A 21,938-nucleotide genomic window follows, 5' to 3' on the forward strand; every position below is an offset into this window, starting at 1 on the left:
TCTCCTCCTTCAGGTGGATGCGACGACGATCATCTCGACGCGGATGTCCTTGTTGGCCATGGTCACCTGGCAGCAGGCGCGCACCGGCGGGCATTCCGGGTCGGCCCATTCGTTCCAGGCCTGGGTGAAGGCGGGAAAGTCCAGCACATGCGCCAGCCACACGGTGATGTGGCCGATCTTGCGCTTGTCCGAGCCGTGGCGGGCCAGACGCTCCTCGATCAGCGCGAAGACTTCCTTCGCCTGCTCCACCACCGTGCCGCGGCCGACCAGCGTCGTGGTCGGGATCACGGTCATGTAGATGGTGCCGTTGATGATGGCGGCGTCGGCGGAAACCACGGGGGTCGCCTTGAACCGCTCGGGCGACTTCAGGAAGTGCTGGATGCTCATGCGGTGGTCGCCTTGCTGGAGGAACGCCGCCCGAAGCGGTCGATGGCATAGGGCGCCATGTCGATGTCCGGCGTATCGCCGTGCCAGAGCTGCGACAGCGCGCGCCCGGCGGCGGCGCCGTTGATCATGCCGGAGGAGGAGAAGCCGAACATGTAGTACAGGCCGCGCGTCTTGCGGGAATCGCTGATCACCGGCAAGGCGTCCGGCAAGTAGGAGCGGAAGCCGCGCCAGGTGGAGGAGGGCGTGGCATTCACCCCCGGCAGCACGGCGGTGATGTGGCGCAGCATGTCGTCGATCTTGGAGCGCACCGGCGCCGTCGCGGCGCCGCCGAACTCGTAGGTGCCGGCGAGGCGGATGCCATCGCGCATGGGCGTGATGGCGAAGCGGAAGTCGAGCGGCAGCAGCGGCGTTTCCAGCGTCACCCCGGGCTGGCCCAGCATCACGTGGTAGCCGCCGACGGCCTGGTGCGGCACCGCCTCGTCCATCGCTGCCGCCAGCTTCGCGGTGCCGGTGCCGGCGGCCAGCACCACGCTGCCGCCCGGCACCAGGCCGGTCCGGGTGTGCAGGCCGGACACGCGGCCGCCCTCGGTCGCCACGCCCTGCACTTCGGTGCGGATCTGCGTGCCACCCCGGGCGATGAAGCTTTCGAACAGTCGGGCCACGAAGGCTTCCGGGCTGGTGGTGTGTTGGAAGTCGGGCGAATACACCCCCGCCGCGTAGCGCGGGCCGACCGGCGCCAGCTCCCGCATCCGGGCGCCGTCCACCTTCTCCATTGGCACGCCGGCAGCGCGGTAGGCCGCCAGCGGGCCGTCCCAGTCGCGATCCCGCTCGGCTTCCGACAGGTTCAGCGCCAGCGAGCCGCGGGCGCGCACCAAATCGCTCATGCCGGCCTCTTGCCACAGCGAGGCATAGGTCTGCTCGCCGCTGCGGCACAGCACGGACAGCGCGGCGGTGATGCGCTGCACGTCCGCCGGGTTGGCGTTGGACAGCATCCGCATGAACCAGGGCGACAGGCCGAGGAATTGCGACCAGCGGACGTTGAGCGGCGAGGCCGGGTCCCGCAGCATAGAAAACAGCGAGCGCGCGGTGAGGCCCGCGAAGACCGGCCGCGTCTTGGTGTTGACCACGATGCCGGCATTGCCGAAGGAGGCGCCGGTGCCGGGGGCGTTCGGATCGACGATCGTCACCCGCGCGCCGGTCCTCTGGATGAACAGCGCGGCGCAGACGCCCGCGATGCCGGAGCCGACGACCAGGCAATCCGCCTGCGGGGAGGTCGCGGGCATCAGCGGCGCTCCGGCTTCGGCAGGCGCAGGTGGTCGCGCAGCGTGGTGCCCGCGTATTCGCGGCGGAACAGCCCGCGCCGCTGCAGCTCCGGCACCACCAGTTCCACGAAGTTCCGCAGGCCCAGCGGCACGACGGGGAAGGTGAGCACGAAGCCGTCGCAGGCCCTGGCGTGGTACCAGTCCTCCAGCATGTCGGCGACCTCGGTGGCACTGCCCTTGACCACGGGGGTGCCGAAGTCGCGCACCACCATGCGGGCTGCGTCCCGCACCGTCATGTTGCCAGCGCGGATCTGCTTCACCACCAGGGTGCGGACGGTGCTGCTGCCGACCACGCTGTCCGCCAGCTCCGGCATCGGCCCATCCAGCGGCAGGCCGGACAGGTCCTTTGTGACGATCTTGGACAGGTAGTCGACGCCGAGCGCGGGCGGGATCAGCGCGTTCAGCTCCTCGTACAGTTCGTCGGCTTCCGCGCTGCTTTGGCCGGCGAAGACGGTGACGCCGGGGATGAAGCGCAGGCTGTCCGGGTGACGGCCGTACTTCTCCATGCGGCCCTTGATGTCGGCGTATTCCGCCTGGCATGTTTCCTTGGAATCGCCGGCGCCGAACATCGCGTCCGCGTGTCGCGCCGCCAGTTCCTTGCCGGCGGGGGACTGGCCGGCGGTGAAGATGACCGGGTGGCCCTGCGGCGTGCGCGGCACGTTGAGCGGGCCGGCGACCTTGAAGAACTTCCCGGCATGGTCCAGCGCCCGCACCTTGGCGGGGTCCAGGAAGCGGCCGCTTGCCTTGTCCTGCACGAAGGCGTCGTCGGCCCAGCTGTCCCACAGCCCGCGCACGACTTGCACGAACTCCTCGGCGCGTGCGTAGCGCTCCTCCCGTCCCACCGGCTGGGCGTGGCTGAAGTTCAGCGCGTCGCCGGCGTTGGAGGCGGTGACGGCGTTCCAGCCCGCACGGCCGCCGCTGACATGGTCCAGCGACGCGAAGCGGCGGGCGACGAACCAGGGTTCGTCAAAGGTGGTGGTGGCGGTGGACACCAGCCCGATGCGGCTGGTGTGCCCGGCCAGCGCTGTCATCAGCACCACCGGGTCAAACACGCCCGGGCGGGCGGAGGGGAAGTTGGCGGCGAACAGCGCGGGCTTGTCCATGTCACGGATGCCATTGCCGTCCGCCAGGAACAGCCCGTCCAGCAACCCGCGCTCGGCCAGCTGCGCATACTCGATCATGCGCTGCAGGTTCATCACCGGCGCGTCATAGGCAGTGGGGTGCCGCCAGCCGCCCAGATGCGCGCCGATCATGTTGGGAATGGCCAGCAGGTGCATCATGGCGCGGCGGCCTCCTCTGCGGCGCGGGTCAGGCGGCGTTGCGGGTCAGGCGCAGGGCGGCGGCGCGGCGGTGGCCTTCCAGCCCCTCGCTGGCGCTTTGCCGCACGGCGGGCGGCGCCACGGCGGCCACGCCGCGCCGGTCCAGCCACTGGTGCGTGCAGATCTTCAGGAAGGAGCCGACCCACAGCCCGCCGGTGTAGCGGCCCGCGCCCATGGTCGGCAGCGTGTGGTTGGTGCCGCAGCACTTGTCGGAATACACCACGCTGGCCTCGGTGCCGATGAACAGCGAGCCGTAGTTGCGCAGCTTGGCGGCCGTCGCATGCGGGTCGGCGGTGTGGACCTGCAGATGCTCGGCGGCGATGCTGTCGGAATAGGCCAGCATCGTTGCTTCGCTGTCGCACAGCACGATCTCGCCGCGGTCGCGCCAGGCCACCGCCGCCACGGGGGCGGTGGACAGGTCCTGGAGCTGCCGCTCGACGGCGGCGAGCGTCGCTTCCGCCAGCGCGGCATCGGTGGTGATCAGGCCGACGCGGGTGTGCACGTCGTGCTCCGCCTGGGCCAGCAGGTCGGTGGCGATCATCTCGGCATCGCCGGTGCTGTCCGCCACCACGTAGATCTCGCTGGGACCGGCGAGCTGGTCGATGCCCACGGGGCCGAACACCTGGCGCTTGGCCTCGTTCACATAGGCGTTGCCGGGGCCGACGATCTTGTCGACCGCCGGCATGGTTTCCGTGCCGAAGGCCATGGCGGCGATGGCCTGCGCGCCGCCGATGCGGAACACCCGGTGCGCGCCGGACAGGTGGCAGCCGGCGATCATGGCCGGGTGCGCGGTGGGCGGCAGGCAGGCGATCACCTCGTCGCAGCCGGCGACGACCGCGGGCACGATGGTCATGATGGGCGCCGACAAGAGCGGGTAGCGGCCGCCGGGCACATAGGCGCCGACACGGGCGATGGGGATGACGCGGTGGCCGAGATGCAGGCCGGGCAGCGCCTCCATCTCCAGCGGCAGCATGGTGGCGCGCTGGGCTTCCGCGAAGGCCCGCACGCGCTCGATGGCGAATTCGGTGTCGGCACGGGTTTGCGGGTCGAGGTTGCGCACCGCTTCCTCGCGCTCGGCCATCGTCACCTCGGCCGGGTCGGGGGCGGTGCCGTCGAAGCGCAGCGAGAAGTCGCGGACGGCGGCGTCGCCGCGCTGGCGCACATCGGCCAGGATGGCACGCACCGCGTCCTGCACCGCGGCGGTGCCGCTCGATGCTTCCTGTTCCGGGGACTTGACGAAGCTCACCCCCGGCAGAACACCGCTGCTCAGTACCATCTCGTGTATTTCCTCGGTCTTATCCGTTGCGCCGATGATCCGGGATCGGCCGGGCGGTCGCAACAAATCCATGCGTCCCCGGGGCGAGTTGGTTCATTATCCTCAACACTGTGCGTCGCGGCGGCCAGGCGGCCCGCCGCATACGGAAGGGGGTGGGCGATGCCGGAGATCGGACGCAAGCTGCGGGAACTGCGGGCCCGCCGGAGCCTGGGCATGCGCGAACTGGCGGCGCGTTCCGGCGTGTCGCATTCGGCGATCTCGCTGATCGAGCGCGACCGCATGAGCCCATCGGTGGACACGCTGTCGGCGCTGCTGGCGGCGCTCGGCACCACCATGTCCACCTTTTTCGGCGACCTGGACAGCGGCGTTCCCTACAGCCCCTTCTACGGCGCGGAGGAGCTGGTGGAGATCGGCCGTGCCGACCGGGTGTCCTACCGCCTTGTCGGCATGAACCATCCGAACCGGCGCATGCTGCTGTTGTGTGAGCGCTATGCCCCGGGCGCGGCCACCGAAACGGCGCTGTCGCACGTGGCGGAAGAGGCGGGCATCGTCGTGCGCGGCGCGGTGGAGGTGACGGTGGACGGCAGTACCCGCGTGCTGAACAAGGGCGACGCCTATTACTTCGACAGCCGCTCGCCGCACCGCTTCCGCAACGTGTCGGACGGGGTGAGCGAGATCATCAGCGCCGTGACGCCGCCATCCTATTGAGCCGGCTGTGCAGGATTCTGGACAGGCTCCGGCGCCCGGCCCCCGGCCGGCCGTGGGGATCAGCCCAGGGTCCTGACCTTTTCCCGTAGGCGGCCCAGACTGCTATAGCAGTAGCGCCGGACGGCGCGGGTCATTAGCATCCCTCTCAATCCACCGGCGGCGGGGACCGCCGGGGCCAAGAAAGAGGGAACAAGATGCAGAACGCTTCACGTCGTGGCGTGCTGGGCGGTGGCGCCGGGCTGCTGCTGGCCGCGGGCATGGGCACCGCCCGGGCGCAGGAAGCCCCCCGCAGCCCGCTGGTGCTCAACATCGTCGACGCGGCGGGCAACCTCGCGCTCACGCAGAAGGCCTTCGAGAACTACCGCCGCGCCAAGCCGCGCAACGTGTCCCGCATGGTCTTCACCAAGGCACCGGCCCCCGAGGTCCCGGGCAAGATCAAGGCGCAGCAGGACGCCGGGCGGGTCGACATCGACATGGTGATCGTCGGCACCGACGCGCTGTCCGCCGGCATCCAGCAGGGGCTGTGGAACGAGCTGACCACCGCCCACGCGGCGGCGCTGCCCAACCTGCAGGAGATCTTCCTGGACCCGGCCTGGCGCATGCAGGGCCTGGCGCGCGGGCAGGGCGTGGTGGTGTCCTACTACCCGTCGGGCCCGCTGCTGGAATACATGCCCGCCAAGGTCGCCACCCCGCCGGCCAGCGCCGAGGAACTGCTGGCCTGGGCCAAGCAGAACCCCAACAAGTTCTCCTACGCCCGCCCGGCCAATTCCGGCCCCGGCCGCACCTGGCTGATGGGCCTGCCCTATATTCTGGGCGACAAGGACCCCTCCGACCCCATGGCCGGCTGGGACAAGACCTGGAGCTACCTGAAGGAGCTGGGCCAGTCGATCGAGTCCTACCCGACCGGCACCGGCGTCACGATGAAGGAGCTGGGCGAGGGCACGCGGGACATGATCATCAGCACCACGGGGTGGGACATCAACCCGCGCGTGCTGGGCATCGTGCCGAAGGAAGCGAAGATCGGCACCCTGCGCAACTTCCGCTGGGTGGTGGACGCGCACTACCTGGTCATCCCCAAGGGCGTGTCGGAGGAGCGCATGCGCGTGCTGCTCGACCTCGCGAGCTTCCTGCTGACCAAGGAAAGCCAGGCCTATACCTATGACGAGGGCTACTTCTACCCCGGCCCCGCCGTGAAGGGCGTGACGCTGGACATGGCGCCCAAGGAAAGCCAGGACGCAATCCGCGAATACGGCCGCCCGGAATACGAGAAGCTGATCGCCGACGTGCCGACCGAGCTGCCGCTCGACGCCGACAAGATGGTGCAGGCCTTCCGCCGCTGGGACGAGGAAATCGGCGCGCGGAGGGGCCGGTGAGCGAACAGGGTATTCCGGCATGACCAACGCGGCGGAATTCCGCGAGCTGCGCCTCGACAACATGCGGCGCAGCTTCGGCAACCTCAATGCGCTGAAGGGCATCGACCTGACCATCCGGCGGGGCGAGTTCATCGCCCTGCTGGGCCCTTCGGGCTGCGGCAAGTCCACCGCGCTGAACTGCCTGGCCGGGCTGCTGCCGCTGACCGGCGGCAGCATCTGGCTGGACAGCAAGCGCATCGACACCCTGCGGCCGGAACAGCGCGGTTTTGGCATGGTGTTCCAGAACTACGCGCTGTTTCCGCACATGACCGTGCGGCGCAACGTCGCCTTCGGGCTGATGATGCAGGGCGTGAACAAGGCCGAGGCCGCGCGGCGGGTGGATGAGGCGCTGGCCACCGTGCGGCTGCAGGCGCAGGCGGACAAGCTGCCCGGGCAGCTGTCCGGCGGCCAGCAGCAGCGCGTCGCCATCGCGCGCGCCATCGTCATCGAGCCGCCGCTGGTGCTGATGGACGAGCCGCTGAGCAACCTCGACGCCAAGCTGCGGCTGGAGATGCGCGCCGAGATCCGCCGCATCCATGAGGGGCTCGGCTCCACCACCATCTACGTCACCCACGACCAGGAGGAGGCGCTGTCGCTGGCCGACCGCATCGTGGTGATGCGCGAAGGCGAGATCCGCCAGGTCGGCACGCCGGAGCAGCTCTACGCCCATCCCGCGCATCTCGATGTCGCGGACTTCATGGGCTACCGCAACCGGCTGCACGGCCGCGTGGCGGGGCGGGACGGCAACCTCGTCACGCTGGACATGGGCGATGGCGGGCGGCTGACCGGCACGCTGAGCCGGGCGGTGGGCGAGCCGCTGGGCGGCACCGCCGTGATCGCGGTGCGGCCGGACGACATGACCACCACGCACGAGAATGCATCCGGCGTGCCCGCCACGGTGCGGGCCATCGAGTATCGCGGGCGCGAGTTCCACGGCATCGCCACCACGCCCTCCGGCACGGACCTGTTCTTCCACACGGACCACGCGGTGGAGATCGGCACCACGGTGCGGCTGGCGGCGGAGCCGCAGCGCGCGCTGGTCTTCGCGGGGGAAGCGGCGTGAGCGCGGTGATCGACGACCGCCCGCCGCTGCGCCTGCGCCTGGCCGCGCGCGGGCTGGACCCGGTGGCGCTGCTGGTGCTGCCGGCGGCCCTGGTGATCGTGGCGCTGTTTCTCTACCCCTTCCTGTACGGGCTGTGGCTGTCCTTCCGGCCCAAGGACGGCAGCCTGCTCGGCAACTACGCCCGGTTCTTTTCCGACCCGTTCCTGTACGACACCATCTGGGCCACCATGCGGCTGGCCGTGCCGGTGACGCTGCTGAACCTGCTGCTGGCCATTCCCGTGGCCTTCCGGGTGCGGCTAATGCGCAACCAGCGGCTGCTGACCACCATCCTGATCCTGCCCATCACGCTCGGCACCGTGCTGGTGGCGGAGGGCATGCTGTTCTACTTCGGCGCCCAGGGCTGGTTCAGCCGCAGCGTCATGATGCTGGGCCTGTCCTCCGGCCCGGTGAAGCTGACCAACAGCTATATCGGCGTGTTCCTGTCGCTGCTGATCACGGGCTTTCCCTTCACCTTCCTGCTGACGCTGTCCTACGTCACGGGCATCGACAACTCGCTGGAACAGGCGGCGGCGACGCTGGGCGCCGGGCCGCGCTCGCGCTTCCGGCACATCTTCCTGCCGCTGCTGCTGCCGGGGCTGGCCATCACCTTCTGCCTCAGCTTCGTGCAGGCCTATTCGGTGTTCCCCTCCGCCGTGCTGGTGGGCGAGCCCGCGCGAATAACCAGGGTGATCTCCATCGCGGCCTATCAGGCCGCCTTCGAGGAATACGACTACTCGCTGGCCTCCGCGATCGCGATGATCATGGGCTTCACGCAGCTCGCCGTCGTGGTGGCGGTGCTGGCGTCGCGGCTGCTGTTCTACCGCGGCCCGGCCGGCGGCGGCAAAGGCTGAGGAACCACCGTCATGCACAGCAATCCCAGCCTCTCCACCCGCCTCTGGGCCGCGGCCCTCTGGGTGGTCGTCGGCTTCTTCGTCCTCAACCTGCTGGCGCTGATCGCCTCCGTGGTGGTCAGCTCCTTCGGCACGCGCTGGCTCGGCACCTGGCTGCCATCGGGCTTCACCACCCGCTGGTACGCCGCCGCGTGGGAGGAATTCCAGCTCAGCGACGTGCTGCTGGTCACCTTCCAGGTCGCCTTCTCGGTGGTCATCCTGTCCGGGCTGCTCGGCGTGCCGGCGGCCTATGCCATGGCGCGGCGGAACTTCCCCGGCAAGCGCGTGCTGATGCTGCTGTTCCTGTTGCCGCTGCTGGTGCCGCCCATCACCTACGGCATCCCGATGGCGACGGTGCTGTACCAGACAGGGCTCGGCGGCACGATGGCCGGCGTGATCCTGGCCAACCTGGTGCCGACCGTGCCCTTCGTGATTCTGGTGATGATCCCCTTCGTGGAGCAGATCGACCCGCGCATCGAGGACGCGGCCCGCGTGTTCGGCGCCGGCACCATGCGGCTGTTCATCCATGTGCTGACGCCCCTGCTGCTGCCCGGCGTGCTGGCCGCGCTGCTGCTGGTGCTGGTCCGCACCATCGCCATGTTCGAGCTGACCTTCCTGACCGCGGGGCCGACCAGCCAGACCCTGGTGGTGGCGCTCTACTACTCGGTCTTCGCCGCCGGCGTGCGGGCGGTGCAGTCGGTGGACGCCATGGCGGTGATCTACATGCTGGCCACGCTGGTGTGGCTGGTGATCGCGCTGCGCTTCGTCAGCCCGACGCAGATCGTGTCGCGCGCCAAGCAACAGCAGGCGCATTGAAGAAGGCTGGGGGAAGGAATTCCCCCAGACCCCCATCTTTTTTCTCCGGGTTGGTGCTGGTGGGTAGGGCAGCGCATGTGTGAATCTTGAAAAGTCACTTGGGCTGAACCCTCAGTCGCCGGAGGCCATCGGCCTCCGGCGCACCCGCAACGGGCACCCGCTTTCAACAGGCGCCAACAAGCAGAAAGAAAAGAAGGGGTCCGGGGAATTCCTTCCCCGGCCTTTCCTTCTTCTACCCCGCGCGCGGCTTCTTAGACCCGATCTGCTCGTCCCACCGCCGGAAGGCGGCCACCAGCCGGTCCGGCGTCAGCGGCGGCGCCACGGGGCGGTCGCGGAACCAGCCCTCGTATTCCGGCCGGCCGAACTCGCGGATCACGTCCTGGCTTTCCTGCGGCGCCATGGACAGCGGCGCGCCGTCGATCACCGGGCCGGGGTAGAGGTAGCCCTTGTCGTAGGTCATCGCCTGCTGCGGCGGCTGCAGCAGAAAGGCCATCAGCTTGGCGGCGACGGCCACGCGTTCCGGCGCGACGCCCTTGGGCACGGCCATGAAGTGCGCGTCCGGCAGCCAGTGGGTGCCGTCCAGCATGAAGACCTTGGCTTCCTTGGGCACGATGCCGATGGCGCGGGGGTTGATGTCCCAGCCGCAGGCGGTGGCGATGATGTCGCGCGAGCCTTCGCCGAACTCGCGCATCGTGGCGGCGGTGCCGGTGGGGTAGTAGTCGATGGTCTCGCCCAGCGCGTGCAGAAAGTCCCAGCTCTTGTCCCAGCCATTGACCGGGTCGGCGGGGTCCTTGTCGCCCAGGATGTAGGGCAGGCCCTGCAGCAGGGTCCAACCCGGGCCGGAATTGGCGGGGCGGGCGTAGACAAAGCGCTTGGGATGGGCGCGCGCCCAGCCGAGCAGGTCGGCCGGCGTGCGGATGGTGTCGGTCATGCGGGCGGGCATGTATTCGAACAAGGGGCCGGAGGGGGTGTAGGACACCTCGATGCCGTAGCCGCGGCCGAAGTTGTCCTGCAGCATCTTGGCGCCGGGGATCAGGATCGTATTGAGATCGGGCAGCACGTCGGAGTAGGCGGGCAGCATCTGCGTCCAAAGGTTCTGGTTGATGCCGTCCGACAGCGGCCCGAGGCCGAGCAAAACGAAGTCGATATCCACCCGCCCGGCATCCTGCTGCGCCCGCAGCTTGGGCGCCAACTCGGGCGAGGGCGCCACCTGAATGTTGAGGCGCGAGATCAGGCGCGGGTTCTGCTGACGGAACAACTCGATCGCCGGGCGGTCGATCTGCAGCGCGCCGGCGACATCCATGATGGACAGCGCGATGGGCGCGCTGGGCAGGGCGGGCGATTGCGCGTGGGCATGGCGCAGGGCGGCGGCCGTGGCGGCGGCGCCCAGCAGCGTGCGCCGGCCGAGGGAATGGTTGGGCATGCTTCCTCCGTTACTTTTTAGCGCGGCCGGACGGGAGGGCCACGCGAGCCCGGTCGCGCCCTGCGGCGCGCCGGTCCCGCAACGAGCATGCCGCACTCCGCCCCGGCGCGGCAGCAACTTATGCGGCGGTCACGCCCGCCACGCGGCAGGGGCGGCCATTGCGCGCGCTGGCCAGCAGGGCATCGACCAGCCGGTGCACCTGCAATGCGGCGGCCCCGCTGGCGGCCGGCGCGCGCCCGTGGTCCAGCGCGTCCAGGAAGTCGGTCAGCACGGCGCGGTGGTTGTCATGCGGGAAATCCATGGGGTCGGCGCCGGTGCCGCCGTTGCCGCCCGGGCGCAGCTCGGTGATCTCGCCGTCCTGGTGGCACACGCGCAGGTCCACGCCGCTGAGCGTGGCGGTGGCAAGGGTGCCAGACAGCTCGATCCGCTCGGGAAAGCCGGGAAAGGCGGCGGTGGTGGCTTCCAGCGTGCCCAGCGCGCCGCTGGCGAAGCGCAGCGCGGCGCAGGCCAGGTCCTCGGTTTCCATGCGGTGCGCGGCGCTGGTGGTGGCGTAGCCCGTCACCTCGGCCACCGGGCCGGCCAGGCTTTGCAGCAGGTCCAGCGTGTGGATGCCCTGGGTGATCAGCACGCCGCCGCCATCGCGCGCCAGGGTGCCGCGGCCGGGCTGGTCGTAATAGGATTGCGGGCGCCACAGGCGAATGCCGGCGGAGGCCGAGATGAGCGGGCCGATCCGCCCCTCGCGTTGCAGGGCCGCGCACCGCAGCGCCGCCGCGCGGAAGCGGTGCTGCAGCACCAGACCGAGGGTGACGCCGGCGGCCGCGCAGGCGGCGACCAGTTGCTCGGCCCGTTCCGTCGTCACCTCCAGCGGCTTTTCCAGCAGGATATGCTTGCCGGCGGCGGCGCAGCGGCGGACGAGGTCGAGATGCGTGTCCGGCGGCGTCAGGATCATCACGCAATCCACCGACGGGTCGCCGAGGATCGCGTCCAGGCTGTGTGCCAGCGGAAAGGGAAAGCGCTGCGCGAAGTCCTCGCGCCGCGCGGCGCTGCGGGCAAAGGCGCCCGCCACCTCCACGCGGTCGGCAAGGTCGAGCAGCGAGCGGGCATGCGGCGTGACGGCCATGCCGAGGCCGATCAGCCCGATGCGGTGCGGGGCCGTCACGCGCCGCGCGCTCAGAACTGCGGCATGGGCGGCAGCGGGTCCATCGGCACCTTGAACCAGCGCTGGTGGATGCGGTCCAGCTCGCCATCCGCCACCAGCTTGGCGATAAAGCTGTTGGCGTAGTCGCGCAGCGCCTCGTCCTGCTTGCGGAAGGCCATGCCGTTGGCCTGGGCGCGCAGCGTGAACTTGGGCTCGATCTGCAGGTTCGGGTAGTTGGCGGTGAGCTGCGCCAGCACGGTGGAGCTGGCGCCGATCGCCTGCACTTGGCCGGAGATGATGGACTGCGTGGTGGTGGCGTCGTCGTCGAAGCGCATCACGCGGATCTCGCGCGGCGCCACGGCCATCAGCGCGCTGTCCTGGGTGCTGGCGCGCGCCACGCCGACGCGCACGCCCTTGAGGTCGTCCGGCCCGCGGATGCTGGTGGCCTTGGGCGCCAGGATGTAGGTGGTGAAGGCGCTGTAGGGGTTGGAAAACAGCACCTGCTTGGCGCGCTCCTCCGTGATGCCGAAGGTCGCGATCAGCATGTCCACCTTGTTGGTCAGCAGGAAGGGGATGCGGTTGGGGCCGGTGACCGGCACCAGTTGCAACGTGACGCCCAGGTCCTTGGCCATCAGGTTGGCGACGTCCACGTCGTAGCCGGCGGGCTGCTGGTTGCCGTCGATGCCGCCGAAGGGCGGATAGTCGGTCAGCACGCCGACCGACAGCGTGCCGCGCTTCTTGATCTCGTCCGGCGTGGCGGCGCGGGCGGGGCGCGCCAGCAGGGCCGCGCCGCCGGCCATCGCCAGGGCCGCGAGCGTCGCGCGGCGGGTGATGCGGATGTCGTTCATGATGGCGTTTCCTTCCGTTGTGGTTATCGGGTGGCCGCCGCCAGCCGCCGTTCCATCCGCTTGCTGTAGGCCGACAGCGGCCAGCAGACGGCGAAATAGGCGAGGCCGACGATGCCGAAGATGGTGAAGGGCTGGAACACGGCGTTGTTGATCACCTGCGCCGCGCGCGTCAGTTCCACGAAGCCGATGATGGAAGCCAGCGACGTGCCCTTGATGAGCTGCACCAGAAAGCCGACGGTGGGCGGGATGGCGATGGGCACCGCCTGCGGCAGCACCACCAGCCGCATCTGCGACCAGTAGCGCAGGCCGAGGGCGGCCGAGGATTCCCATTGCCCGCGCGGCACCGTCTCGATGGCGCCGCGCCAGATCTCGCCCAGGAATGCGCTGGCGTGCAGCGACAGGCCCAGCGCCGCGGCGCCCCAGGGGTCGACATCGAAGCCGAACAATCCGGGCACGAAGAACGCCAGGAACAACTGCATCAACAGCGGCGTGCCCTGAAACAGCTTGATGTAGCCGAAGGCGACCCAGCGCAGCGGCTTGATGCGGCCGCTGCGCATCAGCGCGATCAGCATGCCGCCGATGCTGCCGCCCACGAAGGCCGCCGCCGACAGCAGCAGGGTCCAGCGGATGGCCGCCAGGATGAACAGGATCTCGCCGGAGCCGAGCGTGCGCATCAGCGGACCGCCGGCTGGCGCAGAAAGGCGCGCTCGATCCAGGCGAAGATGCCCCAGAACAGCAGCGACAGCGCGAAGTAGATGCCGGTCACCACGAAATACACCTCGAAGGAGCGGAAGTTCCGGGCCTGGATGTCGTTGGCCGCCCCCGTCAGCTCGCTGGCCGCGATGGCCGAGCAGACGGAGGAATTCAGCATCAGCAGGATGAACTGGCTGGTCAGCGCCGGGTAGACCGCCTGCACGGCGGGCTTCAGCACGATCAGCCGGAAGATCTGCAGCCGGCTCAGCCCCAGCGCCCGCCCGGCCTCGATCTGGCCCTTGGCGATGCTCTCGATGCCGGCGCGGATGATCTCGATGCCATAGGCGCCGACATTGACCACCAGCGCCAGCAGCGAGGCCTGGTCGGCTTCCAGCCGGATGCCGATGGCGGGCAGGCCGAAGAACACCACGAAGATCTGGATCAGGAAGGGCGTGTTGCGGATCAGCTCGATATAGGCATCGATCACCCAGCGCAGCGGGCGCGGCCCGCCGGTCTTGCCCAGCGCGCCCAGCACCGCCACCACCATGCCGATCGCCATGGCGGCGGCCGACAGCCACAGGGTGCGCAGCGCGCCGGCCAGCAGCTCGTCCCAGGCCGCGAAGACCTGGGAGAATTCGAAGACATAGTTCATGCCGCCGGGCTGCCGGCCCGCAGCGACGACTGTGACATGGGACCCGATCCTTCCCCCGCCGTTTCCGGCTGGCCGTTCCGGCCTGTGCTTGTTCCTGGACGCCGGCGCGACCGGCGCGGAAAGGCTCGCCTGGATCGGCACGCCGTGCAAGGCCCGGGCAATGACAGGGGAGTGACCCGGGATGCTGGCGCCTTGCCTCGGTCGTCCGCAGATGCGAGAAGCGCAGCATCGCTTGTTCGGCCTTTCATTCTGGCGGGGCTTCCATGACGGTCAGCTCATCCCGCTCCGGCGCTGCGGCGGTTCCGCCCCGCCGGCGGCGCCCGGGGGCCGCCGCGTGACCGACCGCCGCCTGTTCGACGCCTCGCCGAACCCCTACCTGCTGCTGGACCGCCGGCTGCACATCGCGGATGCCAACCGCGCCTATCTCGACACCGTGCGGCGCGACCTCGATGACCTGGTCGGGCGCTGGGCGTGGGACGCCTTTCCGGGCGAGCCGGACACGGTGCGGCAGGTGATCGCCTCCTGCGAGCGGGTGATCCGCACCGGGCAGCCCGACACCATGGCGCTGCTGCACTTTGCCATTCCGCGCCCCGCGGCGGAAGGCGGCGGCTTCATGGACCGCTACTGGAGCCTCACCCACGCGCCGGTGCTGGATGCGGCGGGCGCGGTGGAATTCGTGTTGCAGCACCCCATCGACGTGACGGAGCTGCAACACCTGCAGGCGGCGATCGAGCAGTCGGGACTGTCCTCGGCGTTGCAGGTGTCGCCGGCGCAGAGCGGCATCTTCCAGCGTGCCCAGAGCGTCTACGACAGCAACCTGACATTGCGGGCGCAAAGCGAGCGGCTGACGGAGATGTTCGCCCAGGCGCCCGGCTTCATGGCGCTGCTGCGCGGCCCTGAGCACCGGTTCGAGCTGGCCAACCAGAGCTACATGCAACTGATCGGCCACCGCCCCGTGCTGGGCCGGACGGTGGCCGAGGCGCTGCCGGACGCCGCCGCGCAGGGCTACGTCGCGCTGCTGGACCAGGTGTTCCGGAGCGGCGAGGCGCATGCGGCCAGCGGCGCGCGCTTCGCCGTGCAGGCCGTGCCGGGCGGGCCGGAAGACGAACGCTTCATCGACTTCGTGTGCCAGCCCATCCGCGACGAGGCGGGGCAGGTCACCGGATTGTTCGTGGAAGGTTCCGACGTCACGGCCCGCAAGGCGGGCGAGGCGGCGCTGGCGGACAGCGAGGCGCGCTACCGCACCCTGTTCGAAACCATCGAAACCGGGTTCTGCATCATCGAATTACGCTTCGACGGGGCCGGGCGCGCGGTGGACTACCGCATTGTCGAGGCCAACCCGGCCTTCGAGCGGCTGACCGGGCAGCATGGCGTGACGGGGCGCTGGGTCAGCGACTTCGCGCCAGAGCTGGAGCGGCACTGGTTCGACACCTACGGCGCCGTGGCGCTGACCGGCGAGCCACGGCGCTTCGAGAATGCCGCCCGGGCCTTTGGCCGCTGGTACGACGTGCAGGCGCTGCGCATCGGCGACCCGGCTGCCCACCGCGTGGCAGTGCTGTTCAACGACATCTCCGAACGCCGCCGGGCGGAGGAGGCGCTGCTGGACCTCACCGCCTCGCTGGAAGCGCAGGTGGAGGAACGGACCCGCGACCGCGACCGGATGTGGCGCCTGTCCACCGACATCATGCTGGTGGCGGGCTTCGACGGCCACATCATGGCGGTCAACCCGGCCTGGGAAGCGGTGCTGGGCTGGACCACGGCGGGGCTGGTGGGGCGCAGCTTTCTGGAACTGGTGCACCCCGACGACCTGCAAGGCACGCTCGACGCTGCGGCGCAGCTGCGCGGCGGCGAAACGGTGCGGCGGTTCGAGAACCGCTACCGGCACAGCAACGGCACGTACCGCTGGATCACCTGGGCGGCGGTGCCGGGCGACGGGCTGATCAACGCCGTGGGCCGCGACGTCCAGCAGGACAAGGAACGCGCCGAGGCCCTGCGCCGGTCCGAGGAAGCCCTGCGGCAAAGCCAGAAGATGGAGGCGGTGGGCCAGCTCACCGGCGGGCTGGCGCATGACTTCAACAACCTGCTGACCGCCGTGACCGGCAGCCTGGAGCTGCTGCAGTCGCGCATCGCGCAGGGCCGCTTCGACGAGCTGGACCGCTTCGTGGCGGCGGCGCAGAACGGCGCGGCGCGGGCGGCGGCGCTGACGCACCGGCTGCTGGCCTTTTCCCGCCGGCAAACGCTGGACCCGCGCCCGACCGACGTGAACCGGCTGGTGCGCGGCATGGAGGAGCTGGTGCGGCGCACGGTGGGGCCGGAGATCGCCGTGTCGCTGCAGGCGGCGGATGATCTGTGGAACACGCTGGTGGACCCGGGGCAGCTGGAGAACGCCCTGCTCAACCTGTGCATCAACGCGCGCGACGCCATGCCGGGCGGCGGGCGGATCACGGTGGAAACCGGCAACCTGTGGCTGGACGAGCGTGCGGCGCGGGAGCGCGACCTGCCGCCCGGCCCTTATGTCTCGCTCTGCGTCGCGGACACGGGCGCGGGCATGGCGCCCGACGTGATCGCCAAAGCCTTCGACCCCTTCTTCACCACCAAGCCGATCGGCCAGGGCACCGGGCTGGGGCTGAGCATGATCTATGGCTTCGCGCGCCAGTCCGGCGGCCAGGTGCGCATCCGCTCGCGGCCGGGCGAGGGTGCGCGGGTGTGCCTGTGCCTGCCCCGCTATGTGGGCGAGGCGGGCAGCCCGCCGCCGCGGCCCGAGCTGGCGGACGCGCCGCGCGCCGACACGGGCGAGACGGTGCTGGTGGTAGACGACGAGCCGGCGGTCCGCATGCTGGTGGCCGAGGTGCTGCAGGAGTTGGGCTACGCGGCGTTGGAAGCGGCGGACGGCGCCGCCGGCTTGGCGCTGCTGCAATCCCCCGCGCGGGTGGACCTGCTGGTATCCGACGTCGGGCTGCCGGGCGGCATGAACGGCCGCCAGCTGGCCGACGCGGCGCGGCTGCTGCGCCCCGGGCTGCGGGTGCTGTTCATCACCGGCTACGCCGAGGCCGCGGTGCTGGGCGAGGGACAACTCGAGCCCGGCATGCACGTCATGACCAAGCCCTTCGCGATGCAGGCCCTGGCCAGCCGCATCAAGGCGCTGATCGCCGGTGGCGGGGCGGCTCAGCCGGCGCGGCCCATCTCGCGGTAGGTGAAGTCCGTTGTCGCCGCGGCCGCGTCCCGCACGGCGAGGTCCAGCAGGTGGTGGTCGGGCGACAAGGCGCAGGCCGGGTCGGTGCGGCCCGCATTGCCGGTCAGCGCAAAGGCCTGGCAGCGGCAGCCACCCCAGTCCTGTTCCCGGCGGTCGCAGCCGCGGCAGGGCTCGGGCATCCAGTCCGTGCCGCGAAAGCGGTTGAAGGCGTCCGAGCCCGTCCAGATGTCCGCCAGGGACAGGTCGCGCACATTGGGGAAGTGCAGGCCCGGCAGGCTTTCGGCGGCGTGGCAGGGCAGCACGCGGCCGGCGGGCGAGACGGCCAGGAACGACCGCCCCCAGCCCCCCATGCAGGCCTTGGGCCGCGCGGCGTAGTAGTCGGGCACCACGTAGTCGATCACCAGCCGCCCCGTCAGGGCGCCGCGCGCGGCCTCCACCATGGCGGTGGCGGCGTCCAGCTGCGCGCGGGTGGGCAGCAGGGCGTCGCGGTTGCGCAGCGCCCAGCCATAGTACTGCACATGCGCCACCTCCAGCCGCCCGGCGCCGAGCTGCAGGGCCAGCTCGATCAGCTGGTCCAGCCGGTCGAGGTTCTGCCGGTGCACCACGGCGTTCAGCGTCAGCGGCAGGCCGGCGTCGCGCACCTCGGCCGCGAAGCGCAGCTTGCGCTCGTGGCCGCCGCGCAGCCCGCCGATGCGGTCGGCCGAGGTGGCCTCGGCGTCCTGCACGGACAGCTGCACGTGGTCCAGCCCGGCGGCGGCCAGGGCCCGCAGCCGCGCGCCGTCCAGCATCACGCCCGAGGTGATCAGGTTGCTGTACAGCCCGGCGGCGGCGGCATGCGCCGTGATGGCTTCCAGGTCGCGCCGCACGGCGGGCTCGCCCCCCGACAGGTGGAGCTGCAGCACGCCCAGCGCCGCCGCCTCATGGAACACGCGCCCCCAGGTATCGGCGTCCAGCTCGGCCGAGGCGCGCGACAGTTCCAGCGGGTTGGAGCAGTAGGGGCAGCGCAGCGGGCAGCGATGCGTCAGCTCCGCCAGCAGGCCGATCGGTGGCGGCGGCGGGATCACGCGCTCACCACGCCGCGCGCCCGCAGGTCGTCCAGCAGCGCGGCGACATCGGCGGCGATGCGCTCGCGCGGGGCGCTGAAGCGGGCGGCGAGGTCGTCAACAATGGCGCCCAGGCTGCGGCTGCCGTCCACGAGCCGCAGCACCTCCAGCGCCACGGCGTCCGGCACGAACAGCCGCTCCGGTCCCATCACCACCCAGCGGCCGCGCGCGCGGTCCTCGCGCAGCTTCATGCCCAGGGCGAAGCGGGGGATGGCGGCATCGTCCATGCTCACGCCGGCCGGAATGCGCCGGGGGGCGGCAGGGCGGGGCTGACATAGGCGTGGTGCAGCGCGTCCAGCTGTGCCCACAGCAGGTCGCACTTGAAGCGCAGCGCGGCCAGCACCTGCTCCTGCTGCTCGCGCGTGCGGGCTTCGCGCGCCACGTAGCCGAGGGCGAAGTCCACGTCCTGCGGCGCCTGGGTCAGGCGCGGGGTGAAATAGGCCAGCGTATCGGCATCCACGAAATCATAGGCGCGCAGCATGCCGCTGACGCGCTCGGAGATGATGGCCGGCGAGAACATCTCGGTCAGCGACGAGGCGACGGCTTCCAGCACGGACCGGTCGCGCACGAAATGCACATAGGCATCCACCGCGAAGCGCGTGGCCGGCAGCAGGCCCTGCAGGGACGTGACGTAGCTGTCTTCCAGCCCCAGCCCGCGCGTCAGCACCAGCCAGCGCTCCACGCCGCCGGGCTTGCTGCCGTCGCCGTCGTGGTCCTCCAGCCGCCGGCGCCATTCGCGGCGCAGCTTGGTGGTGGGCAGCCGGGCCAGCAGCGTGGCGTCCTTGGCCGGAATGCTGGCCTGGTAGTAGTAGCGGTTCAGCGCCCAGGCCTGCACCTGTCCCTTGGACAGCTTGCCGTCATGCAGCAGGCGGTGGAACGGGTGCAGGTTGTGGTAGCGCTCGGCGCCAATGGCGCGCAGCGCCGCGTGCAGGGCCTCGGGCGTCAGCAACTCGGTCAAACGGTGAACTCCATGCCGTCCTCGGCCACAGTCCAGCCGGCGGCGACGACGGCCGCGCGTTCCGGGCTGTCGGCCAGCAGGACGGGGTTGGTGTTGTTGAGGTGGACCAGCACCGGCCGCGCCACGCCCAGCCCGGCGAAGCCCGCCAGCGTGCCGTCCGGCCCGTCGATGCTCATGTGGCCCATGCGCGCGCCGGTCTTGGGCCCGGCACCGGCGCGGATCATTTCGTCGTCCCGCCACAGCGTGCCGTCAAAGAACACCAGGGCGGCGCCGCGCAGCCGCTCGCGCAGCGCCGGCGTCAGCGCCGCGCAGCCGGGGATGAAAAAGGCGGCCGGGCCGTCCCCCGCGCGCAGCGACAGGCCGATCGTCTCGCCGTCGTCGGCGCGGCCGGGGTCCTCGCCCCGTTCCAGGAACAACGGCACCTTGCCCGGCACGGCAAAGGCCTCCACCGTCAGGCCCAGCGCGGTTCCCGCGGCATCGCGCAGCGCCAGCGGGGTGCCGACGGGCAGCGCGCGGCGCGGCACCAGCGCCGGGTCCAGCGCGCGAAAGATCGGGTTGGCGTCCAGCACCGCCAGCGTGGGCACGGCGCCGTGTAGCGCGAAGGCGTGGCGTTCGCGCAGCGACAACAGGCCGGCCAGGGTATCGACCTCGCCCCCGGTCAACACCACGGCGGCGATGGGCGAATGGCGCACGGCATCGCCCCGCGGATGCAACGCGGGCGTGGCGGCGATCTGCGCCAGCAGCTCTGGTGCCGCATTCAACAGCACCCATCGTTCGCCATCGGCACTGGCCGCCAGGGAGCATTGGGTGCGGGGCAGGGCGGCCGGGTCGCCGGCACGCGCGCGGCGGCAGCCGGGACCGGCGGAGTTCCACTGCGGAAAACCGCCGCCGGCCCCGGCACCCAGCACGATCAGCTTCAGCATCGCCTGGCGGGGCCAGGGCAGCGCCGTCTCAATCCTTGCGGATCTCGGCGGAAGCGTAGGCGGTGACTTCCATCGAAACGGCGATCTCGGTCACGGTCGGGGTGGTCCAGGTCATGGCGCTGCTCCTCGGGTTGGTCGCCCGCCCAGCGTGCTGCGAGGCGTCAACTCCTGCAAGATGGGAAGCGGGGGGCGGGTTTCACCGGGGGAAGACGGCAGGGCCGGCGAAAGAGCCCCTGATGCTGTTCTTTTCGCTGTTCTGCTGCTGGTGGCGCGGGCGGGCCGCCGCTGCCCGGGCCTCATGCCGGCAAAACCCGGCCACCGGATGTTCCGCAACAAAACAGAAAAAAGCCCGGGCGTTCGGAGGAATTGCCTTCCCCGACCTTCTGCCGTCGCCCCAGCCGTGCCTACCCTGTTGCCGACCAGGGGGAGAAGACCATTGGACGTTTCGAATGTCGTGGCCAAGGCCGTGGCCGTGGTGGGCGCCGCGGCGGTGGCCGTGCGGCGGGTGACCGGCGGCACGCCGGAGCCCGCCTGGGGCAGCACCCCCGCCATCCCGCCCGGCAAGTCCCAGGGCGCCATCCCGACGCTGAAGATGCCCACCGCCCAGGGCTGGGCGCCGGGGCACAAGCCCACCGCCGCGCCCGGGCTGGCGGTCAACGCCTTTGCCACCGGCCTGCTGCACCCGCGCTGGATCTACGTGCTGCCCAATGGGGACGTGCTGGTGGCGGAGGCGACCAGCGTGCCGCGCGCCGCCAAGTCCGTCTTCGACTACGCCAAGATCAGCACCATGAAGCGCGCCGCCGCCGTGGGCGTCAGCGCCAACCGCATCACCCTGCTGCGCGACGCGGATGGCGACGGCGTGGCCGAGATCCGCGAGGTGTTCCTGGAAAACCTGAACCAGCCCTTCGGCATGGCGCTGATCGACGGCACCTTCTTTGTCGGCAACACCGACGGCATCGTGGCCTTCCCCTACGAGGAGGGCGCGACGCGCATCACCGCCCCCGGCCGCAAGCTGGTGGACTTCAAGCCCGGCGGCCACTGGACCCGAAGCCTGCTGCCCAGCCCGGACAACAAGCAGCTTTATGCCGGCGTCGGCTCGCTGACCAACATCGCCGACAACGGCATGGCGGAGGAGGAAGGCCGCGCCGCCATCCACGTGCTGGACCTGGCCACCGGGCAAAGCCGCATCTTCGCGTCCGGGCTGCGCAATGCCGTGGGCCTGGCCTGGGAGCCGCAGACCGGCGCGCTGTGGACCGTGGTGAACGAGCGCGACGGCCTGGGCGACGAGACGCCGCCCGACTACCTGACCTCCGTGCGGGACGGCGGCTTCTACGGCTGGCCCTACAGCTACTGGGACCGGGTGGTGGACGACCGCGTGCCGCAGGACCCCGCCGCCGTGGCGGCTTCCGTCACGCCGGACTACGCGCTGGGCGGCCACACCGCCTCGCTCGGCCTGTGCTGGCTGCCGGAGGGCACGCTGCCGGGCTTCCCGGCCGGCATGGCGATCGGCCAGCACGGCTCGTGGAACCGCAGCACGCTGAGCGGCTACAAGCTGGTCTTCGTGCCCTTCGCCGATGGCAAGCCCTGCGGCCCGCCGCGCGACATCCTGTCCGGCTTTCTGGCGCCGGACGAGAAGGTCTCCTACGGCCGCCCGGTGGGCGTGACGCTGGGGCCGGACGGCGCGGTGCTGATGGCGGATGACGTGGGCGATGTCATCTGGCGGGTGACGGCGGCCTGAGAAGGGGGGAGAAGGTTGGGGGAATGAATTCCCCCAA

21 protein-coding genes are annotated in these 21,938 nt (G+C 70.7%); 7 read left to right on the top strand and 14 right to left on the bottom strand.

Features of this window, described 5'->3' with window-relative positions; translation table 11 throughout:
• Positions 1-9: 9 nt before the first annotated feature.
• Genes IAI59_RS06630 through hisD form a run of 4 tightly spaced genes read right to left on the bottom strand, consistent with a single transcriptional unit; the run spans position 10 to position 4,304 of the window.
• A complete protein-coding gene (locus IAI59_RS06630; protein WP_207417045.1) occupies positions 10-387 on the bottom strand; it encodes a Rid family hydrolase in 378 nt (125 codons plus the stop codon).
• Positions 384-1,670, bottom strand: a complete 1,287-nt coding sequence (locus IAI59_RS06635; RefSeq protein ID WP_207417044.1) for an NAD(P)/FAD-dependent oxidoreductase — start codon at positions 1,668-1,670, stop codon at positions 384-386. The genes IAI59_RS06630 and IAI59_RS06635 overlap by 4 nt, the downstream gene beginning before the upstream one ends.
• Positions 1,670-2,989, bottom strand: a complete 1,320-nt coding sequence (locus IAI59_RS06640; RefSeq protein WP_207417043.1) for an LLM class flavin-dependent oxidoreductase — start codon at positions 2,987-2,989, stop codon at positions 1,670-1,672. Before IAI59_RS06640 ends, IAI59_RS06635 begins: the two co-directional genes overlap by 1 nt.
• A gap of 28 nt (positions 2,990-3,017) precedes the next feature.
• The gene (hisD, locus tag IAI59_RS06645) at positions 3,018-4,304 is read right to left on the bottom strand and encodes a histidinol dehydrogenase (protein ID WP_207417042.1); all 1,287 of its coding nucleotides are present in this window, start codon (positions 4,302-4,304) and stop codon (positions 3,018-3,020) included.
• Between the two features lie 159 nt (positions 4,305-4,463).
• On the opposite strand from hisD, the gene IAI59_RS06650 reads away from it, so the two are divergent.
• From IAI59_RS06650 to IAI59_RS06670, 5 genes are all read left to right on the top strand, one after another.
• Complete coding sequence (locus tag IAI59_RS06650; RefSeq protein ID WP_207417041.1) at positions 4,464-5,012, top strand: cupin domain-containing protein; 549 nt, start codon at positions 4,464-4,466, stop codon at positions 5,010-5,012.
• A 194-nt stretch (positions 5,013-5,206) separates the two neighbouring features.
• Positions 5,207-6,385 carry an extracellular solute-binding protein gene (locus IAI59_RS06655; RefSeq protein ID WP_207417040.1) on the top strand — a complete coding sequence of 393 codons (1,179 nt, stop codon included), beginning with the start codon at positions 5,207-5,209 and terminating at the stop codon, positions 6,383-6,385.
• Between the two features lie 19 nt (positions 6,386-6,404).
• Positions 6,405-7,487: an ABC transporter ATP-binding protein gene (locus tag IAI59_RS06660; RefSeq protein ID WP_207417038.1), complete on the top strand. Its 1,083-nt coding sequence runs from the start codon at positions 6,405-6,407 to the stop codon at positions 7,485-7,487.
• Positions 7,484-8,377 carry an ABC transporter permease gene (locus tag IAI59_RS06665; RefSeq protein WP_207417037.1) on the top strand — a complete coding sequence of 298 codons (894 nt, stop codon included), beginning with the start codon at positions 7,484-7,486 and terminating at the stop codon, positions 8,375-8,377. Before IAI59_RS06660 ends, IAI59_RS06665 begins: the two co-directional genes overlap by 4 nt.
• 12 nt (positions 8,378-8,389) lie before the next feature.
• Positions 8,390-9,232 (top strand): ABC transporter permease, encoded by an 843-nt coding sequence (locus IAI59_RS06670; protein WP_207417036.1) that lies wholly within the window; start codon positions 8,390-8,392, stop codon positions 9,230-9,232.
• 232 nt (positions 9,233-9,464) lie between these two features.
• On the opposite strand, the gene IAI59_RS06675 is transcribed toward IAI59_RS06670, so the two are convergent.
• From IAI59_RS06675 to IAI59_RS06695, 5 genes are all read right to left on the bottom strand, one after another.
• Entirely contained in the window at positions 9,465-10,655 is a 1,191-nt protein-coding gene (locus IAI59_RS06675) for an extracellular solute-binding protein (RefSeq protein WP_207417035.1), read from the bottom strand.
• A gap of 118 nt (positions 10,656-10,773) precedes the next feature.
• Positions 10,774-11,814, bottom strand: a complete 1,041-nt coding sequence (locus tag IAI59_RS06680) for a Gfo/Idh/MocA family protein (RefSeq protein ID WP_237181205.1) — start codon at positions 11,812-11,814, stop codon at positions 10,774-10,776.
• Positions 11,815-11,825: 11 nt separating this feature from the next.
• Positions 11,826-12,641 (bottom strand): transporter substrate-binding domain-containing protein, encoded by an 816-nt coding sequence (locus IAI59_RS06685; RefSeq protein WP_207417034.1) that lies wholly within the window; start codon positions 12,639-12,641, stop codon positions 11,826-11,828.
• 23 nt (positions 12,642-12,664) lie between these two features.
• A complete protein-coding gene (locus IAI59_RS06690; RefSeq protein WP_207417033.1) occupies positions 12,665-13,315 on the bottom strand; it encodes an amino acid ABC transporter permease in 651 nt (216 codons plus the stop codon).
• The gene (locus IAI59_RS06695; RefSeq protein WP_207417032.1) at positions 13,315-13,986 is read right to left on the bottom strand and encodes an amino acid ABC transporter permease; all 672 of its coding nucleotides are present in this window, start codon (positions 13,984-13,986) and stop codon (positions 13,315-13,317) included. Before IAI59_RS06695 ends, IAI59_RS06690 begins: the two co-directional genes overlap by 1 nt.
• Positions 13,987-14,320: 334 nt before the next feature.
• Between IAI59_RS06695 and IAI59_RS06700 the strand changes: the two genes are divergently transcribed.
• Positions 14,321-17,179 (top strand): PAS domain-containing protein, encoded by a 2,859-nt coding sequence (locus tag IAI59_RS06700; RefSeq protein ID WP_207417030.1) that lies wholly within the window; start codon positions 14,321-14,323, stop codon positions 17,177-17,179.
• Here the strand turns inward: IAI59_RS06700 and pqqE are convergent.
• From pqqE to pqqA, 5 genes are read right to left on the bottom strand one after another with little or no spacing between them, the layout of a single operon-like run.
• Positions 17,152-18,243, bottom strand: coding sequence for a pyrroloquinoline quinone biosynthesis protein PqqE (pqqE, locus tag IAI59_RS06705; protein WP_207417029.1), 1,092 nt, complete (start codon positions 18,241-18,243; stop codon positions 17,152-17,154). The two genes, IAI59_RS06700 and pqqE, sit on opposite strands and share 28 nt — an antisense overlap.
• On the bottom strand, positions 18,240-18,509 hold the full coding sequence (gene pqqD, locus IAI59_RS06710) for a pyrroloquinoline quinone biosynthesis peptide chaperone PqqD (protein WP_207417107.1): 270 nt from the start codon (positions 18,507-18,509) through the stop codon (positions 18,240-18,242). The genes pqqE and pqqD overlap by 4 nt, the downstream gene beginning before the upstream one ends.
• Before the next feature lie 2 nt (positions 18,510-18,511).
• Entirely contained in the window at positions 18,512-19,240 is a 729-nt protein-coding gene (gene pqqC, locus IAI59_RS06715) for a pyrroloquinoline-quinone synthase PqqC (protein WP_207417028.1), read from the bottom strand.
• A complete protein-coding gene (pqqB, locus tag IAI59_RS06720; RefSeq protein WP_207417027.1) occupies positions 19,237-20,163 on the bottom strand; it encodes a pyrroloquinoline quinone biosynthesis protein PqqB in 927 nt (308 codons plus the stop codon). The genes pqqC and pqqB overlap by 4 nt, the downstream gene beginning before the upstream one ends.
• 28 nt (positions 20,164-20,191) lie before the next feature.
• Positions 20,192-20,278: a pyrroloquinoline quinone precursor peptide PqqA gene (gene pqqA, locus IAI59_RS23450; protein ID WP_207417106.1), complete on the bottom strand. Its 87-nt coding sequence runs from the start codon at positions 20,276-20,278 to the stop codon at positions 20,192-20,194.
• A 321-nt stretch (positions 20,279-20,599) separates the two neighbouring features.
• Between pqqA and IAI59_RS06730 the strand changes: the two genes are divergently transcribed.
• Positions 20,600-21,901 carry a PQQ-dependent sugar dehydrogenase gene (locus IAI59_RS06730; protein ID WP_237180645.1) on the top strand — a complete coding sequence of 434 codons (1,302 nt, stop codon included), beginning with the start codon at positions 20,600-20,602 and terminating at the stop codon, positions 21,899-21,901.
• Positions 21,902-21,938 lie beyond the last annotated feature (37 nt).

Origin of the sequence: Roseomonas haemaphysalidis, from assembly GCF_017355405.1 — a bacterium.
Lineage (GTDB): Bacteria > Pseudomonadota > Alphaproteobacteria > Acetobacterales > Acetobacteraceae > Pseudoroseomonas > Pseudoroseomonas haemaphysalidis.